Source organism: Streptomyces sp. ISL-96, from assembly GCF_018614035.1.
Taxonomy (GTDB): domain Bacteria; phylum Actinomycetota; class Actinomycetes; order Streptomycetales; family Streptomycetaceae; genus Streptomyces.
In genome coordinates, this window is sequence record NZ_JAGGPA010000001.1 from 147,215 (window position 1) to 165,700 (window position 18,486).

Here is an 18,486-nt window from a genome sequence, read left to right on the forward strand (position 1 = left end):
TTCGTGACGCCTGTGGGTTACCTCACAACAACCCTGGTTGACGTTCTTTGTCCCATCTCACAGCGGGCCCGCACCGCCCGTGGCCATTAACGTCTAAGGCATGTCGACTTCTGCACACCTTCCCGCCGAGCCCACTGCCGCGAGGACCGTAGCTGCCCGCACGGGCGGTACGGTCACCGACCGCCTCGTCGAAGCGAACCGGCAGTACGCCGCGAACTTCCAAGACCCGGGGATGGACGCCCGGCCCGTGCTGCACGTCGCCGTGGTCGCCTGCATGGACGCGCGGCTCGACCTGCACGACGCCCTCGGCCTCGAACTGGGCGACTGCCACACCATCCGCAACGCCGGCGGCGTGGTCACCGACGATGTGATCCGCTCGCTCACCATCAGCCAGCGCGCGCTGGGCACGCGCAGCGTCATACTCATCCACCACACCACCTGCGGTCTGGAGAGCCTCACCGAGGACTTCAGGCACGAGCTGGAGGACGAGGTCGGACAGCGCCCCTCCTGGGCCGTGGAGGCCTTCCGGGACGTCGACCAGGACGTTCGCCAGTCGATGCAGCGCGTGCGGACCTCGCCGTTCCTGCCGCACACCGACGATGTGCGCGGCTTCGTCTTCGACGTGAAGACCGGGCTGCTGCGGGAGATCGACCCGGTGAAGTAGCAGTTGAAGTAGCAGTCGCCACGCGGGTGAAAACATGGCAACCCCCGACATACCGCTCTCAGTTATCCACAGGCGAGTGACACGAAGCGGTAACGGCAACAACAATGCGGGTGTGACATCTCGCTCTGAACCGTCCGAGCGGGGTGTCCGTATTTCGGGGTGGGTCGTTCCGTCGTCGTGACGCCGGCCCGTTGAACGGGCTAGGAGGGCCGGGGTGACGACCTATGACGATCGAGCGAGCCTCACAGACCTGACCACCACAGTGGAGCGAGTCCGCAGGTCGGTGGAGGGTGTGATCGAGGGCAAGCCTGAGGTCGTGCGCCTTTCGCTGACCGTGCTCCTCGCGGAGGGGCATCTGCTGATCGAAGACGTGCCGGGCGTGGGCAAGACGATGCTCGCGAAGGCGCTCGCCAGATCCATCGACTGTTCGGTACGGCGTATTCAGTTCACGCCCGACCTGCTGCCTTCGGACATCACCGGCGTGAGCATCTACGACCAGCAGCGGCGCGACTTCGAATTCAAACCGGGCGCGATCTTCGCCCAGATCGTGATCGGCGACGAGATCAACCGCGCGTCGCCGAAGACGCAGTCCGCGCTGCTGGAGTCCATGGAGGAGCGCCAAGTCACGATCGACGGCCAGACGTACGAGCTGCCGTCGCCCTTCATGGTGGTCGCCACGCAGAACCCGGTGGAGATGGAGGGCACGTATCCGCTGCCCGAGGCCCAGCGCGACCGCTTCATGGCGCGGGTCTCCATCGGCTACCCGAGCGCGGAGGCCGAGCTCCAGATGCTGGACGTGCACGGCGCGGCCTCGCCGCTCGACGACCTCCAGCCGGTGGCGCACGCCCACGAGATCCTGAAGCTGATCGACGCGGTGCGTACGGTCCACGTGGCCGAAGCGGTGCGGCGGTACGCCGTGGAGCTGGTCTCGGCCACCCGCAGCCACCCCGATCTGCGCCTCGGCGCCTCGCCGCGCGCCACGCTGCATCTGCTGCGCGCCGCCAAGGCGTCCGCCGCGCTGAGCGGGCGCGACTACGCGCTGCCCGACGACGTGCAGGCGCTCGCGGTGGCGGTCCTCGCGCACCGGCTGCTGCCGACCGCCCAGGCCCAGCTGAACCGGCGTACCTCTGAGCAGGTCGTACTGGAAATCCTCCAGCGCACCGCCGTACCGACGGGTGAGCGCAGGGCCACGCCGCCCGCCGCTGCTCCCATGTACGGCGCTCAGCAGCCCGGCGTACGGCGACTGTGATGGCAGCCGGGGGGGCGGCCGCACCCGCCGGGGCCGACACCGCCGGGGCCGACACCAACGGGGGCGAAACCAGCGGGGACAGCGACTGCAGGGGCGGTCCGCGGGCCGCGCTGTCGGGGCTGACCACGCGCGGCCGGTCGTTCCTGGCGGCCGGCGTGGCCGCCGCGGTGTGCGCGTACGTCCTGGGGCAGGGTGACCTGTTGCGGGTCGGGCTGCTGCTCGCCGTGCTGCCACTGGTGTGCGTGAGCGTGCTGTACCGCACGCGGTACCGGGTCTCGGGCAGCAGGCGGCTGACGCCGTCGCGCGTACCGACGGCCTCGGAGGCGCGGGTACATCTGCGGCTGGACAACGTCTCGCGGCTGCCCACCGGTCTGCTGATGCTCCAGGACCGGGTGCCGTACGTCCTCGGGCCGCGGCCCCGGTTCGTGCTGGACCGGGTGGAGGCGGGCGGCCGGCGTGAGGTGTCCTACCGGGTGCGGTCGGACCTGCGCGGGCGCTATCCGCTCGGGCCGCTCCAGCTGCGGCTGACTGACCCCTTCGGCATGTGCGAGCTGACCCGCTCGTTCAGCGCGTACGACACCCTGACCGTGATGCCGCGCGTCGAGGCGCTGCCCGCCGTGCGCATGACCGGCGAGGCCTCGGGGTACGGCGACGGGCGCAACCGGTCGCTGGCGCTGGCCGGCGAGGACGATGTGATCCCGCGCGGGTACCGGCACGGCGACGACCTGCGCCGCGTGCACTGGCGCTCCACCGCGCGCTACGGCGAGCTGATGGTGCGCCGCGAGGAGCAGCCGCAGCGGGCCAGGTGCACGGTGCTGCTCGACACCCGGCGGGTCGCGTACCAGGGGGCCGGGCCCGACTCTGCCTTCGAGTGGGCGGTGTCGGGGGCGGCTTCCGCCTTGGTGCACATGCTCGAACGGGGCTTCTCCGTACGTCTGTTGACCGACACCGGGAATTCGGTGCCCGGGGAGGGGGCCGGCGGCTTCGCCGGAGCCACCCAGGAGACGGCCGACTCCGCCGGGCTGATGATGGACACGCTCGCCGTCGTCGGGCACTCGGACGGTGCGGGGCTCTCCGCGTCGTACGACGTGCTGCGCGGCGGGAACGAAGGGCTGCTGGTCGCCTTCTTCGGCGAGCTGGACGAGGACCAGGCTGCTGTGGCGGCGCGCATGCGCCAGCGTGGCGGGGCCGCCGTCGCGTTCGTCCTGGACAGCGAGACCTGGGCGCGGGGCAGGGCGCCGGGGCAGGGCCGGGCGGCGGGCGCGGCGGGCCTCATGGCGCGCGTTCCGGCCGCCGCAGAGGAACGGGTGCGGCCGCTGCGCGAGGCGGGATGGACGGTGCTGACCGTGCCGCCCGGCATGCCGCTGGCCGACCTGTGGCGGATGGCCGAACGACAGCGCGCCGGCTCGGGGGCCTCCCCCGCGGGCGGCGCGCCACGCACGACTGGGGGATGGTCATGAGCGGTCGCGGACGGCTGGCGCTGTGGGCCACGGCGGCCACCCTGATGGCGGCGGGCGCGCTGCTGCCGCTGGTCAACAAGACGTCCTGGTTCCTGACGGCCGTGCTGCTGGTGTCGGTCCAGGCGGGGGTGGGAGCGCTCGCCCGGCTGGTGCCGCTGGCGCGGCCGCTGACCGTGGCGGTCCAGGCCCTGGTGGCGGTGTTGATGCTGACCGTGGTGTTCGCCAGGGACTCGGCGATCGGCGGGGTGCTGCCGGGGCCCGGGGCGTTCGGTGAGTTCGCGCGGCTGCTGGAGGCGGGCGCGGACGATGTCGGGCAGTACGCCATCCCGGCGCCGGCGACCGAGGGCATCCGGCTGATGCTGGTCGGCGGTGTCCTGCTGATCGCCCTGGCTGTGGACGCGATCGCGGTGACGTTCCGCAGTGCGGCCCCGGCAGGGCTGCCGCTGCTCGCGCTCTACTCGGTGGCCGCGGGGCTTTCGCAGGGCGGCGCGAGCTGGCTGTGGTTCCTGCTGGCGGCCTCCGGCTACCTGCTGCTCCTGCTGTCCGAAGGCCGGGACCGGCTCTCGCAGTGGGGGCGCGTCTTCGGCGGTGTGCCGCGCGCCGAGGGCCGTACGACAGCCGCCGGGTTCCAGACGGCGGGCGGGTCCGCGCTCGCCCCGGTCCGTACGGGCAGGCGGATCGGCGTACTGGCGCTGGGCGTCGCCCTGGTCGTGCCCGCCGCGCTGCCCGCCCTGGACGGCGGGCTGCTGAGCGGCACGGGCAGCGGGGGCGGTGGCGATTCCGGCGGCACCATTTCGGCGGTCAATCCGCTGGTCTCGCTGCAGAACAGCCTCAACCAGCCCGATGACCGCGAGGTGCTGCGGTACCGCACGAACACGGACGACACGAAGGATCTCTACCTGCGGATCGTCTCGCTCGACCAGTTCGACGGCGCCGCGTGGAGGTCGTCGGAGCGCCGGATCGAGGACGTACCGGAGCGGCTGCCCCAGCCACAGGGGCTCCGCCCCGGTGTCCGTACGACGGAGATCAACTCCAGCGTCTCGGCGGCCGGCTGGTACGCGCAGAGCTACCTGCCGCTCCCCTATCCGGCGACGCGGGTCGACATCGGCGGCCGCTGGCGTTACGAACCGGCCGGCCGCACCCTCGTGGGCGACCGGGGCCAGAACACCCGGGGTGTGCGCTACACCGCGGGCAGTTTGATAGTGCAGCCGACGGCCGAGCAGCTGGCCACGGCCACCGCGCCGCCGGCCGGCCTGCTGCGCGACTACACCAAGGTCCCCGGTTCGCTGCCGGAGGTGGTCAGGTCGACGGCGCTCAAGGTGACGAAGGGCGCCTCGAACGACTACGAGCGGGCGGTCGCGCTCCAGGACTGGTTCGCCTCGGAGGGCGGCTTCACGTACGACACTCAGGTGCGGTCCGGCAGCGGTACGGCCGCGATCGCCCGTTTCCTCCGGGACAAGGAAGGCTTCTGCGTCCACTTCTCCTTCTCGATGGCCGCGATGGCCAGGACGCTGGGGATTCCGGCGCGGGTGGCCGTGGGCTTCACGCCCGGCGCCGCTCAGCCCGACGGCACCATGTCGGTCGGCCTGCGCGATGCGCACGCCTGGCCGGAGCTGTACTTCGAGGGCGCGGGATGGACGCGGTTCGAGCCGACGCCGACCCGTGGCTCGGTGCCCGAGTACACCCGCGACGAGACACCGTCCGGCAGCGCGTCCAACCCCGCGCAGGCGCAGCCGAGCACCTCGGACGCCCCCTCGGCGACGCCGAGCGTTACGGACAGCTGCCCCCCGTGGATGAGGAGGCAGGGCGAGTGCGGCGTGCCCGCCCAGCAGGGCGGTGCCGGACCCACCGATACGGGGTTCCCGCTCGGCCCGGTGCTGCTGGTGACGCTGGGCGTGGCGCTTGTGGTGCTCCTGGTGCTGCTGCCGCTGCTGTGGCGGAGCCGGGTGCGTGCGCGACGGCTGGGGTCCGGCGGGCGCACGCCCGCGGACGCGGCCGCTCGTACGCTGGCCGGCTGGCGGGAAATCACCGACGCGGCGTGGGACTTCGGCATTGCGCCGGACGAGTCGCAGACGCCGCGCAAGGCGGCCGCCCGGCTGGTGCGCCTAGGCGGGCTCGAAGGTGCCTCGGCCGATGCGGTGCACCGGGCGGCGGGCGCGGTGGAGCTGGTGCTCTACTCCCCTCGGCCCGCCGTCTCGGGCAGTCTCGCCGAGGAGGCGCAGCTGGTACGGGCGGGCCTGCGGGCCGCGGCCGGGCGGGGAGCGCGTCTGCGGGCGGTTCTCGCACCGCGCTCGGCTGTCCGGGTGGTGTGGGCCGTGTCGGGGCGCTGGGCCGCGGTGACGAACCGGTGGGCCGGGAGCCGCTGGAGCCTGGAGGGGTGGGCGGTCGCCCTGCGGCGCCGCCCGTCCCGGCAGCGCGGCTGACGGGCGGGAATGGCGGGAATGGCGGGAATACGGAGTGAGGGGTGACCGCTTCTACGCGGTCACCCCTCACTCGTAAGCAAGTGTCGTAAGCAAGTGTTGGATGCGATCGAGCGTCAGTGGCCTTGGCCCTCGTCGCGGCGGCGCTGCCACCGCTGCTCGATCCGGTCCATGACCGAACGTCGCTGCCGAGGCCGGCTGCGAGCAGCCGTGCCAGTACCGGTGCCGGGAGCCGGTTGGTCCCCCGGCTTCGGGGCCTTGCGCCAGCCGGTGACCGCGAGCACCGCGCAGCCGAGCATCACAAGGAAGCCCACCACGCTGACCCAGATCTGCTGTGCGACCATTCCGGCCATGAGGAGCGCGATACCCACCAGAAAGCCTGCGACTGCCTGGTAGACCCGTCGTCGGGTGTACGTACGCAGCCCGCTTCCCTCAAGCGCTGTCGCGAACTTGGGATCTTCGGCGTACAGCGCTCGCTCCATCTGCTCGAGCATTCGCTGCTCGTGCTCCGAGAGCGGCACGGGAGTCCTCCTACTCGTCGGTCGCGGGGGGCGACCGTTTGCGGCCCTTTCAGAATAGGCAGGGAATCGCCCCCGTGAAACCCGCCCTCTACGCCAATTCACAATCCGGGCCGCCATGCCGTTTCGGTTGCCTGAGGAAGACATTCCCCATTGGCCGATCCGCCATGCGCACGGTGTGCTCCGATCATACGGGGCAAGGCGGCCGATCGGGGGGCCTGTGGCGGACTCCATCTGCCACTGCGTTGCTGATCAGCCGCTTTTCGCGCCCGCTGGGACCGTTCCTCAGCGCTCGCCGGGCCCCTGCTTCTCGCCGAGGACGTGCAACTGGGAAGCGACGGAGTGGAAGGCGGGGAGCTCGGCCGCCGCGGCCTCCAGCTTGAGCAGGGCGTCCAGGGCGCCGGGCTCGGTGTCCACCAGTGCGCCGGGTACGAGGTCGGCGAAGACCCGTACGCCGTGGACGGCGCCGACCTCGACGCCGGCCTTGCCGACCAGGTCGGTGAGCTGATCGGCGGTGAAGCGCCGCGGCACCGGGTCGCCCTCGCCCCAGCGGCCCGCCGGGTCGGTGAGGGCCCGCCTGGCCTCGGTGAAGTGACCGGCCAGGGCCCTGGCCAGCACGGCGCCGCCGAGGCCTGCGGCGAGCAGGCTGAGGGTGCCGGAGGGGCGGAGGGCGTCGACAGCGTTACGCACCCCCTCGGCCGGGTCATCGACGTACTCGAGGACGCCGTGGCACAGCACCGCGTCGTAGCCGCCGCGGTCGACGACGTCGAAGAGGCCGTGGATGTCGCCCTGCACGCCGCGCACGCGGTCGGCGACGCCGGCCTCGGCGGCCCGGCGCTCCAGCGCGAACAGCGCGTTGGGGCTGGGGTCGACAACGGTGACGCGGTGGCCGAGGCGGGCGACGGGCACCGCGAAGTTGCCCGTGCCGCCGCCGGTGTCGAGGACGTCCAGGGCGTCACTCCCGGCCGACTCGGCCTTGCGGTCGAGAGCGTCCTTGAGGACCTCCCAGACCACGGCGGTACGGAGGGAGGCGCGGGGGCGCATCGGGTCCGACACGGCAGGTGACTCCTCGGCGCGGTGCCGCCGCGGGCGGCGGGGCGGTGGATGGTGCGGGGCGCTCAGACACAGGCTCTCAACGCCCTGCCCACCACCCTATTGCCTCCGCGAACCGCACCCGTCATCCCGCCTCCGAGTGGTCCGGACTCCCGGTCCTGGGCTGCGGCAGCACCGGATCGAGCACGAGCAGCCGCTCGACCAGGCGCAGGAACATCGCCACGTCGCGCAGCAGGTCGTCGGCGTCCCGGGTGCCCGCCGCTCCCTGTATGCCCGCCTCCGCGCGGGCGCGGCGGCGGGCGCCCGAGGCGAACAGGGCGCTCCACTCGGTCAGTTCCGGGGCGATCTCCGGAAGCACCTCCCAGGCGCTGCGAATCCGCCGGCGCCGGGGCGCGGTCTCCGGCCGGCCACGGGCGGCGAGGACGGCGGCAGCGGTGCGCAGGGCGGCGAGGTGGGCCGTGGCGTACCGCTCGTTGGGCACTTCGAGGCCTGCGGCCTCGTCCAGCCCGCTGCGGGCCTGGGCGAGCAGATCGAGGGCGGCGGGCGGCGCACCGGCCCTGCGCAGCACGGGGTGGACGTCTGAGGACGTGCGAGAGGACGTGCGAGAGGACGTGTGAGCCATGACGAGCCTCCTTCGTCGCGTGACGGCTCTGTAGCCGTATGTGTCCATCCTGAAGGGCACCACTGACAATCCGCGCCGACCTGGCCTTTTGCTTTGATCACAGGTTCGGGATAGGTTTTGAACTGACTGGTCAGTTCAAATAAGGGGAGGGCTTGTGGACAGCCCGAGCAGCACGCACGGGGCAGCTGTCACCGCGGAAGGCTTCGGACTGAAGGGCCCGCGCGGCTGGGCGTTCCGCGGCGTGAGCGTCGCGGCCGAGCCCGGCGCCCTCATCGCGGTCGAAGGCCCGTCCGGCTCCGGCCGCACCTGCCTCCTGCTGGCCCTCACCGGCCGCATGCGCGCCACCGAGGGCCATGCGGAGGTCGGCGGGCAGCGCCTGCCGAAGAAGATGGCCGCCGTACGCCGCATGAGCGCGCTCGGCCCGGTCACCGGCGTCAGCGAGCTCGACCCCGCCTTCACGGTCGCCGAACACCTGCGGGAGCGCGCGCTCCTCCAGCGCCACTACGCCGGCTCACCGGCCTCCCTGCGCGCCCTGCTGCGGCCACGCGCCGAGCGCGCCGCCGACGCGCGGGCCAGGATCGACGCCGCGCTGGACGCCGCCGGCCTGGACGTGGACACGCTGCCCAAGGGGACGCGTACGTCCGTACGGGACCTGGAGCGCCTGGAGGCGCTGCGCCTGTCCGTCGGGCTCGCGCTGATGACCCGCCCCCGGCTGCTCGCCGTGGACGACATGGACCTCAAGCTCTCCGACGCCGAACGCGCGCTGGCCTGGGAACTGCTGCGGTCCGTCGCCCGAGGGGGAACGACCGTCGTCGCGGTGTGCAGTGAAGCGCCCGACGACGCCCTGCGCGTCACCACCGGAACCGACAACTCCAACGACACCGAAGAGGGGGCGGACGATGCGCTCGCCGAAACTGGCCGCGCTTGAGCTGAAGCGGTTCGGCAGGGGGAGGCTGCCGCGTGCCGCGCTCGTCGCGCTGCTGCTGCTTCCGCTGCTGTACGGCGCCCTGTACCTGTGGTCCTTCTGGGACCCGTACGGCAGGCTCGACCGGATACCCGTCGCACTCGTCAACGACGACAAGGGCGCCACCGCCGACGGCAAGAAGATCGCCGCGGGTGACGACATCACCGGAAAGCTGCGCGACAGCAAGGTCTTCGAATGGCACGAGGTGAGCTCCGAGGAGGCCCGCAGGGGGGTCGAGGACGGCGCGTACTACCTGTCCCTGACCATGCCGTCGGACTTCAGCGAACGGATCGCTTCGAGCTCGGGCGACGTTCCCGAGACGAGCGCCCTTCAGGTGCGTACCAACGACGCGAACAACTACATCGTCGGGCAGATCTCGCGAACGGTCTTTTCCGAGGTTCGCACGGCGGCTTCGAAGAACGCCTCCCGTTCGTTCCTCGACAAGATCTTCATCTCCTTCTCCGACATCCATGACGCCACCGAGAAGGCGGCCAAGGGCGCCGACGAGATCAACGGCGGGATCGGAAAGGCGCAGAAGGGATCGGGCGATCTCAAGAGCGGCCTCAACAAGGCCAAGGCCGGCTCGCAGAAGCTCGAGGACGGGCTGACGGACGCCAAGAAGGGCAGCGGCGACCTGTCCGCCGGTGTGAAGAAGCTGCACAAGGGATCGGGCGACCTGAAGAGCGGCTCGCAGCAGGTCGCGAACGGAACGCAGACGCTCGCCGACAAGGTCAACCGCCTCTCCGACGCGATCGGGCCGTACCTGAGGGACAACGGCAAGACGGTCGGGGACACGGCGAAGCTCGTCGCCGACAAGACCCAGGCGGTACGCGACGGACTCGGCTCACTCGTGAAGGACGCGCCCGGAGCAGCCGAGGAGGCCCGTGCGGCCGCCGCCGACCTGCACACCGTCTACGAGGCGCGCTGTGTGAACCAGCCGCTCCCCGACCCCGCCTGCCCGCAGCTGAAGCGGGCCGACGCGGCGGCCGCCAAGGCGGCTTTCGTCGCCGCCGACGTCAACAACCTCATCAAGAACCAGCGCGGCACCCTGACAGAGCTGGACAAGGACCTGGCCAAGCTCCAGCGGCAGGCGCGCGAGCTGTCGAAGCGGGCTCCTCACCTGTACGAGGACCTGAACAGCGCCGTCGCCGACGTCAACGCGCTCAACGCCGGCGCCCAGAAGGTCGCCCGGGGCGCCGCGAAGCTCGACACGGGCCTGGCCACCGCGCAGACCGGTGCCACCGACCTGGACAGCGGCATCGGCAGGCTCAAGACCGGCGCCACCGACCTCGACAACGGGCTCGGCCGGCTCCGGTCGGGCGCCGGGGAACTGAACGGCGGCCTGATCAAACTCGCCGACGGCTCCGGCGAACTCGCCGGCGGCCTGCACAAGGGCGTCGGCCGGATCCCGGACTACGACAAGGAGAACCGCGACCAGCGCACCGGCGTGATGGCCGACCCGGTCCAGCTCGCCTCCCAGTCGATGCACAAGGCGCCCAACTACGGCACCGGATTCGCCCCGTACTTCATCCCGCTGTCCCTGTGGGTCGGCGCGATGGTGGCGTACATGCTGATCCAGCCGCTCAACCGCCGCGCCCTCGCCGCGGGAGCCTCCGCCTGGCGGATCGCCCTCGCGGGCTGGCTGCCGGTGGCCGCGCTCGGGGTGCTGCAAGTGGCCGCGCTCATGTCCGTACTGCACTGGGGCCTCGGACTGCAGATGGCACGCGCGGCGGGAACGATCGGTTTCCTGGTACTCGTGACGGGCTGTTTCTCCGCGATCGTGCAGTGGCTCAACGCCCGGTTCGGCGCGGCCGGCCGCATCCTGGTCCTCGCCGTTCTGATGCTCCAGCTGACCTCGGCGGGCGGCACGTATCCCGTACAGACCAGTCCGGGCTTCTTCAACGCCATCCACCCCTTCCTGCCGATGACTTACGTCGTGGAAGGCCTGCGCCGGCTCATTACGGGCGGCGGCCTGGAGCCGGTCTGGACGGGCAGCCTCGTGCTGCTGGCCTTCACCGTGGGAGCGCTGGCGCTGACGGCCCTCTCGGCGCGGCGCAAGCAGGTGTGGACCCTCGATCGTCTCCACCCGGAGCTCAGCCTGTGAGAATCGTGTCCATGGAAAGCAGCAGAACGCGCCGCTCGGGCACCAAGCAGAAGCTCTACGAGGCCGCCGTCACTCTCATCGCGGAGCAGGGCTTCTCCTCGACGACGGTGGACGAGATCGCGGAGCGGGCCGGCGTCGCGAAGGGCACGGTCTACTACAACTTCAAGAGCAAGACCGAGCTCTTCGAGGAGCTGCTGCGGCACGGCGTAGGACTGCTCACCGCCTCGCTCCAGGCGGCGGCCGACGAGACGGCCGAGCGCGGCGGCACGAAGGTGGAGGCCCTCGACGCGATGATCAGGGCCGGTCTGGGCTTCATCGACCGCTATCCGGCCTTCACCCAGCTGTACGTCGCCGAACTGTGGCGCACCAACAGGGCCTGGCAGTCGACGCTCCTGGTGGTGCGGCAGGAAGCCGTCGCCGTCGTCGAGACGGTGCTGCGCGAGGGCGTCGAGAACGGCGAACTGAGCCAGGAAATCGACATTCCCCTGACGGCGGCCGCGCTGGTCGGCATGGTGCTGGTGGCAGCGCTCGACTGGCAGGCGTTCCAGCGCGAGCGGACGATCGACGACGTGCACTCCGCGCTGTCGCTGCTGCTGCACGGCCGGGTGAGCGGCCGCCGCTAGTAGTAGCGGAACGTCGCTGACGGGCCGCTGGGAACAGCGAAAAACGCCGGTCCTTCGAGGCTCGATCCCCCCGAGCCTCGCCGGACCGGCGTTTTCCTTCCACTCCCCCCGCGGGTCCCCCGACCCGGTGGTACACCCCCGCTCCGTCAGGGGAGCCGCGCCGCTCCGCCGCCCCGTGTCGGCGGTATCGGCGCTGCGCCCCTTCCGTGGTCCCCACTCTTCCGTCTGCGCAGGTGAGAGCCCATCCGCGAAGCTACTCATCTCCTGTACTAGGTACGGATACTCACGCCTGCGTGCTCATCCCCAGCCGGGCGGGCCGACGCCTGGTGACGATCGCGCCCGCGTTCGTACTCCCCCACCCGTGGCGGCCGGGTTGTCAGTGGCGGCCGCTAAAGTCCCTGGCATGGCACGGATTGTGGTGATCGGCTCCGGGATGGGCGCGATGGCGTCCGCCGCCCGGCTGGCCGTCGCGGGCCACCGCGTGGCGGTGTACGAGCGCGCGGCGACGTACGGCGGCGCGCTGGGCAGGTTCGAGCGGGACGGCTTCGTCTTCGACACGGGGCCGGGCCTGCTGCACCTGCCGGCCGTGTACCGGGACCTGTTCGCCAAGACCGGCAAGGAGTCCCTGGAGCAGTGCGTCGACCTCGACCCCGTGGACCCGGCGAGCCGCCACCTCTTCGCCGACGGTACGGACGTCTCGCTGCCCAACGCCTCGCGCGCCGGTGTCGTTTCCGCGCTGGACGCGGCGCTCGGCGCCGGAGCCGGTGAGCGCTGGGGCGACTTCCTGAACCGGGCCCGCGACGCGTGGGACCGGACCAGACGGCCCCTGCTCGAAGAACCACTGTGGCCGGACTGGCAGGTGCTCGGCCGTGACCCCTATCCGTCGCTGCGCCGACGCAGGCTGCTGCGGCGCGACCGCGTGGCGGCCACGGTCGCGGAAATCGGCGAGTGGGAGCTGTCCGACCCCCGGCTGGCCGCCCTGCTGGACAGTTACGCCCTCGCGTACGGACTCGATCCGCGCAACGCCCCCGCGGCGGCCGCCGTACTGCCGTACATGGAGCAGACCTTCGGCAGCTGGTACGTGCGTGGCGGGATGAGGGAGCTGGCACGGGCGCTGTACGAACGGTGCCTGGCCCGGAAGGTGGAGTTCGCCTTCGGCGCCGAGGTCGTCGCGATTACCGAGAAGGACGGCCGCGCGGCGGGGGTCGAGCTGGCCGACGGCACGGTCGCCGCGGCGGACTCGGTGGTCTTCGGGGGCGATCCCCGTCTCCTCGGCGGTATGACACCGGGGCGTGAGGTGTGGACCGCTGACGACGTCGTGCCGGGGCCGGTTCCCCCGGGCCGGCTCACGGTGTTCCTCGCGCTGCGCGGGAGCCGCCGGGGCGGCGCCGTGCACCGGACGGTGGTCCACTCCCCCGACACCGGCGCGGAGGCGTCAGCGGCGTTCGCCGGCGAGCACGCCGAGCGCCCCACCGTCACAGTGCTGCGGCCGGACGACCCACTGACCCGCCCGGACGACGCGCACGAGGCCGTCACGCTCACGGCGACCGTCGCTGCGCAGGGCCCTGTCGACTGGACGGACGAAGTGCTGGCCGGGCGGTACGCCGACGAGGTGGTCGAGGCCGCGCTCGCGGCGGTGCCGGACCTGCGCGAGCGCCTGCTCTGGCGGGAGGTCCGCACCCCGGCGGACACAGCGGCCGCGACCGGCGCCCCGGGTGGCGCCGTGCCGCCGCCCTCGCTGGCGGGCGCCGGGGGCCGCATGCTTCACCCGGCCAACACCACGCGGCTGCCCGGCCTGCTGCTGGCCGGAGGCTGGGCACATCCCGGCGGCGGGCTGGCGCACGCCGGAATGTCGGGCGCCCTCGTGGCGGGGCTCGTCGTCGAGGGGGAGGGCTTCCGCGGCTCGCAGTAGGGGCGGGCAGGGCGAGCAGGGACCGGGGCTGGGGCTGGGACCCGGCTGGTCAGTAGCGGTACTGCTCGTTGTAGCCGGTGTTGTCGTAGCCGTTCTGGTACGGCTCCTGGGCCGGCTGCTCGCCGCTGAAGGGCTGCTCGCCGTCACGCTGCTGCGGCACCCAGACGCCGCCGGGCGGGGTCTCGTTGCCGTACTGCGAGCCGCTGTACTGCTCAGCGCCGTACTCGGGGTTCGCGTACTCCTGAGTTCCGTACTCCTGCGTGCCGTACCCCTGGCCGCCGTACTGCTGGGTGCCGATGTACGGGTCGGAGTAGGCGGGGTACTGCTGCTGGTCGGGCGCGTAGTCGTACTGGCCGGTGTACGTCTCCTGGTTCGGCTGTTCGTAGCCGGAGTAGGTGTCGTACGTGCCGTACCCGGCGCCGAACCCGTCGCTCCGGGACTGCTGTTCGCCCGCGTACGCCGCAACGTCGTAGACGCCGTACTGTCCGGTCTCGTCCGGCAGCGGCTGCACCGGCGTGTACACCGGCTCCGCCGGGTCGGCGGCCGGCTCGTATTCGAGGTCCGACACCTCCAGCGTCGGCTCCTGCTCGACGGGCCGCGCACCGCGCTTGCGGCGGCGGCTCTCGCCCGGCTTGCCGCCGATCGCCCAGCCCGTCGAGAAGCCGCGGCGGAACGACAGGGTGACGTACGTCTGGCCGATCGCGAAGGCGACCGCGCCGCCCGCGATCACGAACACGGACGGCATCAGCACACCGAGCACCACGCCCATGAAGCCGGCGAAGGCGAGCAGCCGCCATCTCAGCCGCGCCTTGTACTGCAGCAGCACTTCGCCGAGCAGCCACAGTGCGACAACTCCGAACGCGATGTAGAGGACCGCCCAGCCCATGCCCGCCCCTCTCCTACGGCCGCTCCCGCGGAAGGATGCGGGTACGGCCGGTCAGGACTGCTCGTGCAGTCCGAGATTCTCGTAGATCTCGAGCGTCGCCGTGGAGTTGTTGAGCGTGATGAAGTGCAATCCGGGTACGCCCTCGGAGAGCAGCCTCGCGCAGAACTCCGTGGCGAACTCGATGCCAATGGAGCGTACAGCGGCCGGATCGTCCTTGACGGCGAGGATCCGCTCTTTGACGGCGGCCGGGAAGTGCGCGTTGCTGAGCTGCGGAAGCCTGTCCAACTGCTTGGTACCCGTTACGGGCATGACCTCCGGGATGATCGGCGTCTCGCAGCCCGCGGCGGCGACCGCGTCGCGCAGCCGCAGATAGTTCTCCGGCTCGAAGAACATCTGGGTGATCGCGTAGTCCGCGCCGGCGCGGCACTTGTCCACGAAGTGCCCGATGTCGGTGTCCCAGTCGGTCGAGCGCGGGTGCATCTCGGGGAAGGCCGCGACGCCCACGCAGAAGTCGCCGGACTCCTTGATGAGCCGCACCAGGTCGGCGGCGTACCGCACGCCCTGCGGGTGCTCGACCCACTCGCCCATCGGGTCGCCGGGCGGGTCGCCGCGCACGGCGAGGATGTTCCGGATGCCTGCGTCCGCGTACTGGCCGATCATGTTGCGCAGTTCCGCTACGGAGTGGTCCACCGCCGTGAGGTGCGCGACCGGGGTGAGCGTGGAGTCGGAGGCGATCTGCTCGGTGGCCCCGACCGTTCCGGCGCGGGTGGATCCGCCCGCTCCGTACGTCACGGAGACGAAGCTGGGGGCGACCGCCTCGACCCGGCGCAGCGCGTTCCAGAGGTTCCGCTCACCCTTTTCGGTCCTGGGCGCGAAGAACTCGAACGAGTACGAAGTTTTACCGGTCGCGAGCAGCTCACGCACGGTGGGTGCGTGATCCGTCCTGGTCGAAGCTGTGCCAAGGGCCATACCCGCAGGTTAACCAGGGCTCGGCGCGGCCCCAACAAAAGCGGGTGTTATGTCCGTATTGCCAGATTGTTGTCCACCTGTCGGACACCCGTGGACAGTCGTGGGCGGCCCGAGCCGGCCCTGGACGGCTATCCGGCGTACGCCCTGACCCTCTTCGCGAGCGCGGCCGCGGCGGCGGCCGGGTCGTCGGCCTCGGTGATCGCCCGCACGACCACGACCCTGCGGGCACCGGCCTCCAGCACCTCGTCGAGATTGCCGGCGTCGATGCCGCCGATCGCGAACCACGGCCGGTCCTGGCGCAGCGCGGCGGCGTACCGGACGAGGCCGAGGCCAGGGGCGTAACGGCCGGGCTTGGTGGGGGTGGGCCAGCAGGGGCCCGTGCAGAAGTAGTCCACGCCGGGCTCGGCGACGGCCGCGTCGACCTCGGACTCGCCGTGCGTGGAGCGGCCGACGAGGACGTCGGCGCCGAGGATCGCGCGCGCGGCCGGAACCGGCAGGTCACCCTGTCCCAGGTGCAGCACGCCGGCGCCGATGGCGTGTGCCACGTCGGCCCGGTCGTTCACGGCGAGCAGCTTGCCGTGCCGGCGGCAGGCGTCGTCGAAGACCTGGAGGTGCTCCAGCTCCTCGCCGGCCTCCATGCCCTTGTCGCGCAGCTGCACGATGTCCACGCCGGAGGACAGGACGGCGTCCAGGAACTCCGGAAGGTCGCCCTGACGCTTTCGCGCGTCCGTGCACAGGTACAGCCGGGCATCGGCAAGCAGTGCGCGCTTCGTGGACGCGGGCATGGTGGTGTCCCCCCGTTGGTGGGCGGTGCACGGGCCGTCGAGGGCCCGTACACCGCGTGCGGTTATGTCGGCAGAGGTCAGACGGCGAGCGCCTGGGCGCGCCGCTTCACCTCCGTGCCGCGATTCTCACTCAACGCCTGCGCGGGGGTACCGGGCAGGGTCGGGTCGGGAGTGAAGAGCCACTCGAGCATCTCTTCGTCGGAGAAGCCGTCGTCCTTCAGGAGCGTCAGGGTCCCAGCGAGACCCTTGACCACCTTGTCGCCGTCAATGAAGGCGGCAGGCACCTGAAGCGCCCGGTTCTCTCCACGGCGTACGGCGATCAGCTGGCCTTCCCTGACCAGCTGCCGGACGCGCGTCACCTCGACACCGAGCATTTCGGCGATGTCGGGGAGGTAGAGCCAGGCGGGGACGAGAGCATCGATCTTTGCGTCAATCTCGGTCACGGGACAAGCGTGCCACCTGGGACTGACAGCCGGTAGTCGGGGCCAGCCGTCCGGGCCGCGGTGACCGCCTAAAGGGTGGCGTTCTTGAGCGGGACGGACGGATCGGCGGCCCGCTCGGGGTCGAGCCGGGCGCCCGAAGCGATGAGCCTGCGGCCCTGCGCGAGGTCGCGCGGCCGGGCCACCGTGAGCAGCGCGACGAGCGCCCCCTCGCGCAGCCAGCACACCGTCCAGGCGGCGCCGTCGGGGTCGCCGCGCCACACCGTCGCGTCGGCGCCGGCGTGATGGCCCGCGTACTGCACGAAGCGGCCGAACTGCTCGGACCAGAAGTACGGGACGGGGTCGTACTCCTGCGGTGTCTCGCCGGGGCTGTTCGCCGCGACGATGTTCGCCGCGACCGTGCGCGGTCCCTGGAGCGCGTTGTCCCAGTGGTGGACGAGCAGGCGTTGGCCGTAGCGCGCGGAGGGGAAGGAGGCGCAGTCCCCGACGGCGTACACGTCGGGCTGCGAGGTGCGCAGGCGCGCGTCGGCGGTGACGGAGCCGTCCGGGCCGAGCGCGATGCCCGAGCCTGCGAGCCAGGCCGTCGCGGGCCTGGCGCCGATGCCGACGACCACCGCTTCCGCCGCGAGCCGCCGGCCGTCGGCGAGGACGACCGTGCCGGGCTCGATCGCCGCGACGAGCGCGCCGGTGAGCAGTTCGGCGCCGCTCTCGGCGTACCAGGCGGCCATGGGCGCGGCGACCTCGGCGGGCATGGTGCCCGCGAGCGGCCGGTCCGCCGCTTCGACGACGGTTACCGCGCAGCCGGCCTCGCGGGCGGCCGTGGTGAACTCCGCGCCGATCCAGCCGGCCCCGACGACCACGATGTCGTGCTTCCGGTCGAGCACGGGCCGCAGCCGGGCGGCGTCGTCGAGGGTGCGCAGGAGATGGACTCCCTGGACGCCCTCGCTGCCCGGCAGCGTGATGGGCACCGCTCCTGTGGCGACGACCAGTACGTCGTACGGAACCGCCCCCGAGGGAGTGTCGATTTCGTGCGCGCCGGGGCGTACGCCCGACACTTCACGCCCCAGGTGGAGTTCGATGCCGAGCGCCTCGAAGTCGACGTCGAAGGCCGACTCCTCGGCCGTGCCGAGCAGCACCGCCTTGGACAGCGGCGGCCTGTCGTACGGCTGATGCGGCTCGGCGCCGATCAGCGTGACGGATCCGGTCCAGCCCTGGTCGCGCAGGGCCACCGCAGTCTGCACGCCGGCCATTCCCGCGCCGACGATGACGACGCGCCGCTCTGCTGTCTGCCTCTGCCTCTGGTCGCTCACCCGGTCACTGTAGGGCGGCGTGTGCCGCTGTTCTCAAGGCCGCGAAGGGGAGATCCCTGACACACCATCACACCGATGGAGACGGCAGCTCCTCGACGACGCTCGTCCCGCTGCCCTCCTGGGACTCCCACGCCCAGGTCTCCTCCAGACGCACGCGCCCGTCGGGGAGGGCGACGACGGTGGACGTGCAGTGGCCCGACGACGTGGTGCCGTCCTGCTTCAGCTGTACGTACCGGAAGTCCAGCGCGTCGCCCTCGCGCGTGCCGACGAGATGGCCGTGTACGACGTCGCCGCCCGCGTAGTCGGCCCAGATCCGGCCGTCCTGCTCGTGGTACGTGAAGCGGGTTCGGGTCCCGACCTGGCCGGGTGCCTGGTCGGCGACGGGCGAGAGGACGAGTCCGTCGAGCGAGCGGGCCACTGGAGTTGCTCCCTTACAGCGCGTTGGGGCCGGGCGTTAGGGTGGCCACCGTACTGCTGCCATCCGGGGGACGCCCCCGGAACCCCAGC

The 18,486-nt window shown here is 71.8% G+C and carries 17 protein-coding genes; 8 read left to right on the forward strand and 9 right to left on the reverse strand.

Going from position 1 to position 18,486, the window contains the following annotated elements; all coding sequences use genetic code 11:
- Positions 1-100: 100 nt before the first annotated feature.
- The 4 genes from J7E96_RS00640 (at position 101) to J7E96_RS00655 (ending at position 5,796) form a co-directional block, all read left to right on the forward strand.
- Complete coding sequence (locus J7E96_RS00640) at positions 101-664, forward strand: carbonic anhydrase (protein WP_215126266.1); 564 nt, start codon at positions 101-103, stop codon at positions 662-664.
- 214 nt (positions 665-878) lie between these two features.
- Positions 879-1,913, forward strand: a complete 1,035-nt coding sequence (locus J7E96_RS00645; protein WP_215126268.1) for a MoxR family ATPase — start codon at positions 879-881, stop codon at positions 1,911-1,913.
- Complete coding sequence (locus tag J7E96_RS00650) at positions 1,913-3,373, forward strand: DUF58 domain-containing protein (RefSeq protein ID WP_215126270.1); 1,461 nt, start codon at positions 1,913-1,915, stop codon at positions 3,371-3,373. Before J7E96_RS00645 ends, J7E96_RS00650 begins: the two co-directional genes overlap by 1 nt.
- Positions 3,370-5,796 (forward strand): DUF3488 and transglutaminase-like domain-containing protein, encoded by a 2,427-nt coding sequence (locus tag J7E96_RS00655; RefSeq protein WP_215126272.1) that lies wholly within the window; start codon positions 3,370-3,372, stop codon positions 5,794-5,796. Before J7E96_RS00650 ends, J7E96_RS00655 begins: the two co-directional genes overlap by 4 nt.
- 113 nt (positions 5,797-5,909) lie before the next feature.
- On the opposite strand, the gene J7E96_RS00660 is transcribed toward J7E96_RS00655, so the two are convergent.
- The 3 genes from J7E96_RS00660 to J7E96_RS00670 form a co-directional block, all read right to left on the reverse strand.
- Positions 5,910-6,314 carry a DUF3040 domain-containing protein gene (locus J7E96_RS00660; protein ID WP_215126274.1) on the reverse strand — a complete coding sequence of 135 codons (405 nt, stop codon included), beginning with the start codon at positions 6,312-6,314 and terminating at the stop codon, positions 5,910-5,912.
- A 282-nt stretch (positions 6,315-6,596) separates the two neighbouring features.
- A complete protein-coding gene (locus tag J7E96_RS00665; protein ID WP_215126275.1) occupies positions 6,597-7,367 on the reverse strand; it encodes a bifunctional 2-polyprenyl-6-hydroxyphenol methylase/3-demethylubiquinol 3-O-methyltransferase UbiG in 771 nt (256 codons plus the stop codon).
- Positions 7,368-7,488: 121 nt separating this feature from the next.
- Entirely contained in the window at positions 7,489-8,034 is a 546-nt protein-coding gene (locus tag J7E96_RS00670; protein WP_374196625.1) for an SAV_6107 family HEPN domain-containing protein, read from the reverse strand.
- A 106-nt stretch (positions 8,035-8,140) separates the two neighbouring features.
- Here J7E96_RS00670 and J7E96_RS00675 point away from each other — a divergent pair, with 106 nt between their 5' ends.
- The 4 genes from J7E96_RS00675 to J7E96_RS00690 all read left to right on the forward strand — a co-directional run bounded on the left by J7E96_RS00675 (position 8,141) and on the right by J7E96_RS00690 (position 13,589).
- Positions 8,141-8,914, forward strand: coding sequence for an ATP-binding cassette domain-containing protein (locus tag J7E96_RS00675; RefSeq protein WP_215126277.1), 774 nt, complete (start codon positions 8,141-8,143; stop codon positions 8,912-8,914).
- The gene (locus tag J7E96_RS00680; protein ID WP_215126279.1) at positions 8,886-11,054 is read left to right on the forward strand and encodes a YhgE/Pip family protein; all 2,169 of its coding nucleotides are present in this window, start codon (positions 8,886-8,888) and stop codon (positions 11,052-11,054) included. Before J7E96_RS00675 ends, J7E96_RS00680 begins: the two co-directional genes overlap by 29 nt.
- A gap of 11 nt (positions 11,055-11,065) precedes the next feature.
- The gene (locus tag J7E96_RS00685) at positions 11,066-11,677 is read left to right on the forward strand and encodes a TetR/AcrR family transcriptional regulator (protein ID WP_215126281.1); all 612 of its coding nucleotides are present in this window, start codon (positions 11,066-11,068) and stop codon (positions 11,675-11,677) included.
- 403 nt (positions 11,678-12,080) lie between these two features.
- A complete protein-coding gene (locus J7E96_RS00690) occupies positions 12,081-13,589 on the forward strand; it encodes an NAD(P)/FAD-dependent oxidoreductase (RefSeq protein ID WP_215126283.1) in 1,509 nt (502 codons plus the stop codon).
- 49 nt (positions 13,590-13,638) lie between these two features.
- Here J7E96_RS00690 and J7E96_RS00695 read toward each other — a convergent pair whose 3' ends face one another.
- From J7E96_RS00695 to J7E96_RS00720, 6 genes are all read right to left on the reverse strand, one after another.
- A complete protein-coding gene (locus J7E96_RS00695) occupies positions 13,639-14,475 on the reverse strand; it encodes a hypothetical protein (protein WP_215126285.1) in 837 nt (278 codons plus the stop codon).
- A 51-nt stretch (positions 14,476-14,526) separates the two neighbouring features.
- Positions 14,527-15,444, reverse strand: a complete 918-nt coding sequence (metF, locus tag J7E96_RS00700) for a methylenetetrahydrofolate reductase [NAD(P)H] (RefSeq protein WP_215126287.1) — start codon at positions 15,442-15,444, stop codon at positions 14,527-14,529.
- A 128-nt stretch (positions 15,445-15,572) separates the two neighbouring features.
- The gene (gene thiE, locus J7E96_RS00705; protein WP_215126289.1) at positions 15,573-16,229 is read right to left on the reverse strand and encodes a thiamine phosphate synthase; all 657 of its coding nucleotides are present in this window, start codon (positions 16,227-16,229) and stop codon (positions 15,573-15,575) included.
- Positions 16,230-16,306: 77 nt separating this feature from the next.
- Entirely contained in the window at positions 16,307-16,672 is a 366-nt protein-coding gene (locus tag J7E96_RS00710; protein ID WP_215126291.1) for an Rv2175c family DNA-binding protein, read from the reverse strand.
- A gap of 68 nt (positions 16,673-16,740) precedes the next feature.
- Positions 16,741-17,919: an NAD(P)/FAD-dependent oxidoreductase gene (locus J7E96_RS00715; protein ID WP_251069228.1), complete on the reverse strand. Its 1,179-nt coding sequence runs from the start codon at positions 17,917-17,919 to the stop codon at positions 16,741-16,743.
- Between the two features lie 127 nt (positions 17,920-18,046).
- Positions 18,047-18,397, reverse strand: coding sequence for a hypothetical protein (locus J7E96_RS00720; RefSeq protein WP_215126295.1), 351 nt, complete (start codon positions 18,395-18,397; stop codon positions 18,047-18,049).
- Between the last annotated feature and the right edge of the window lie 89 nt (positions 18,398-18,486).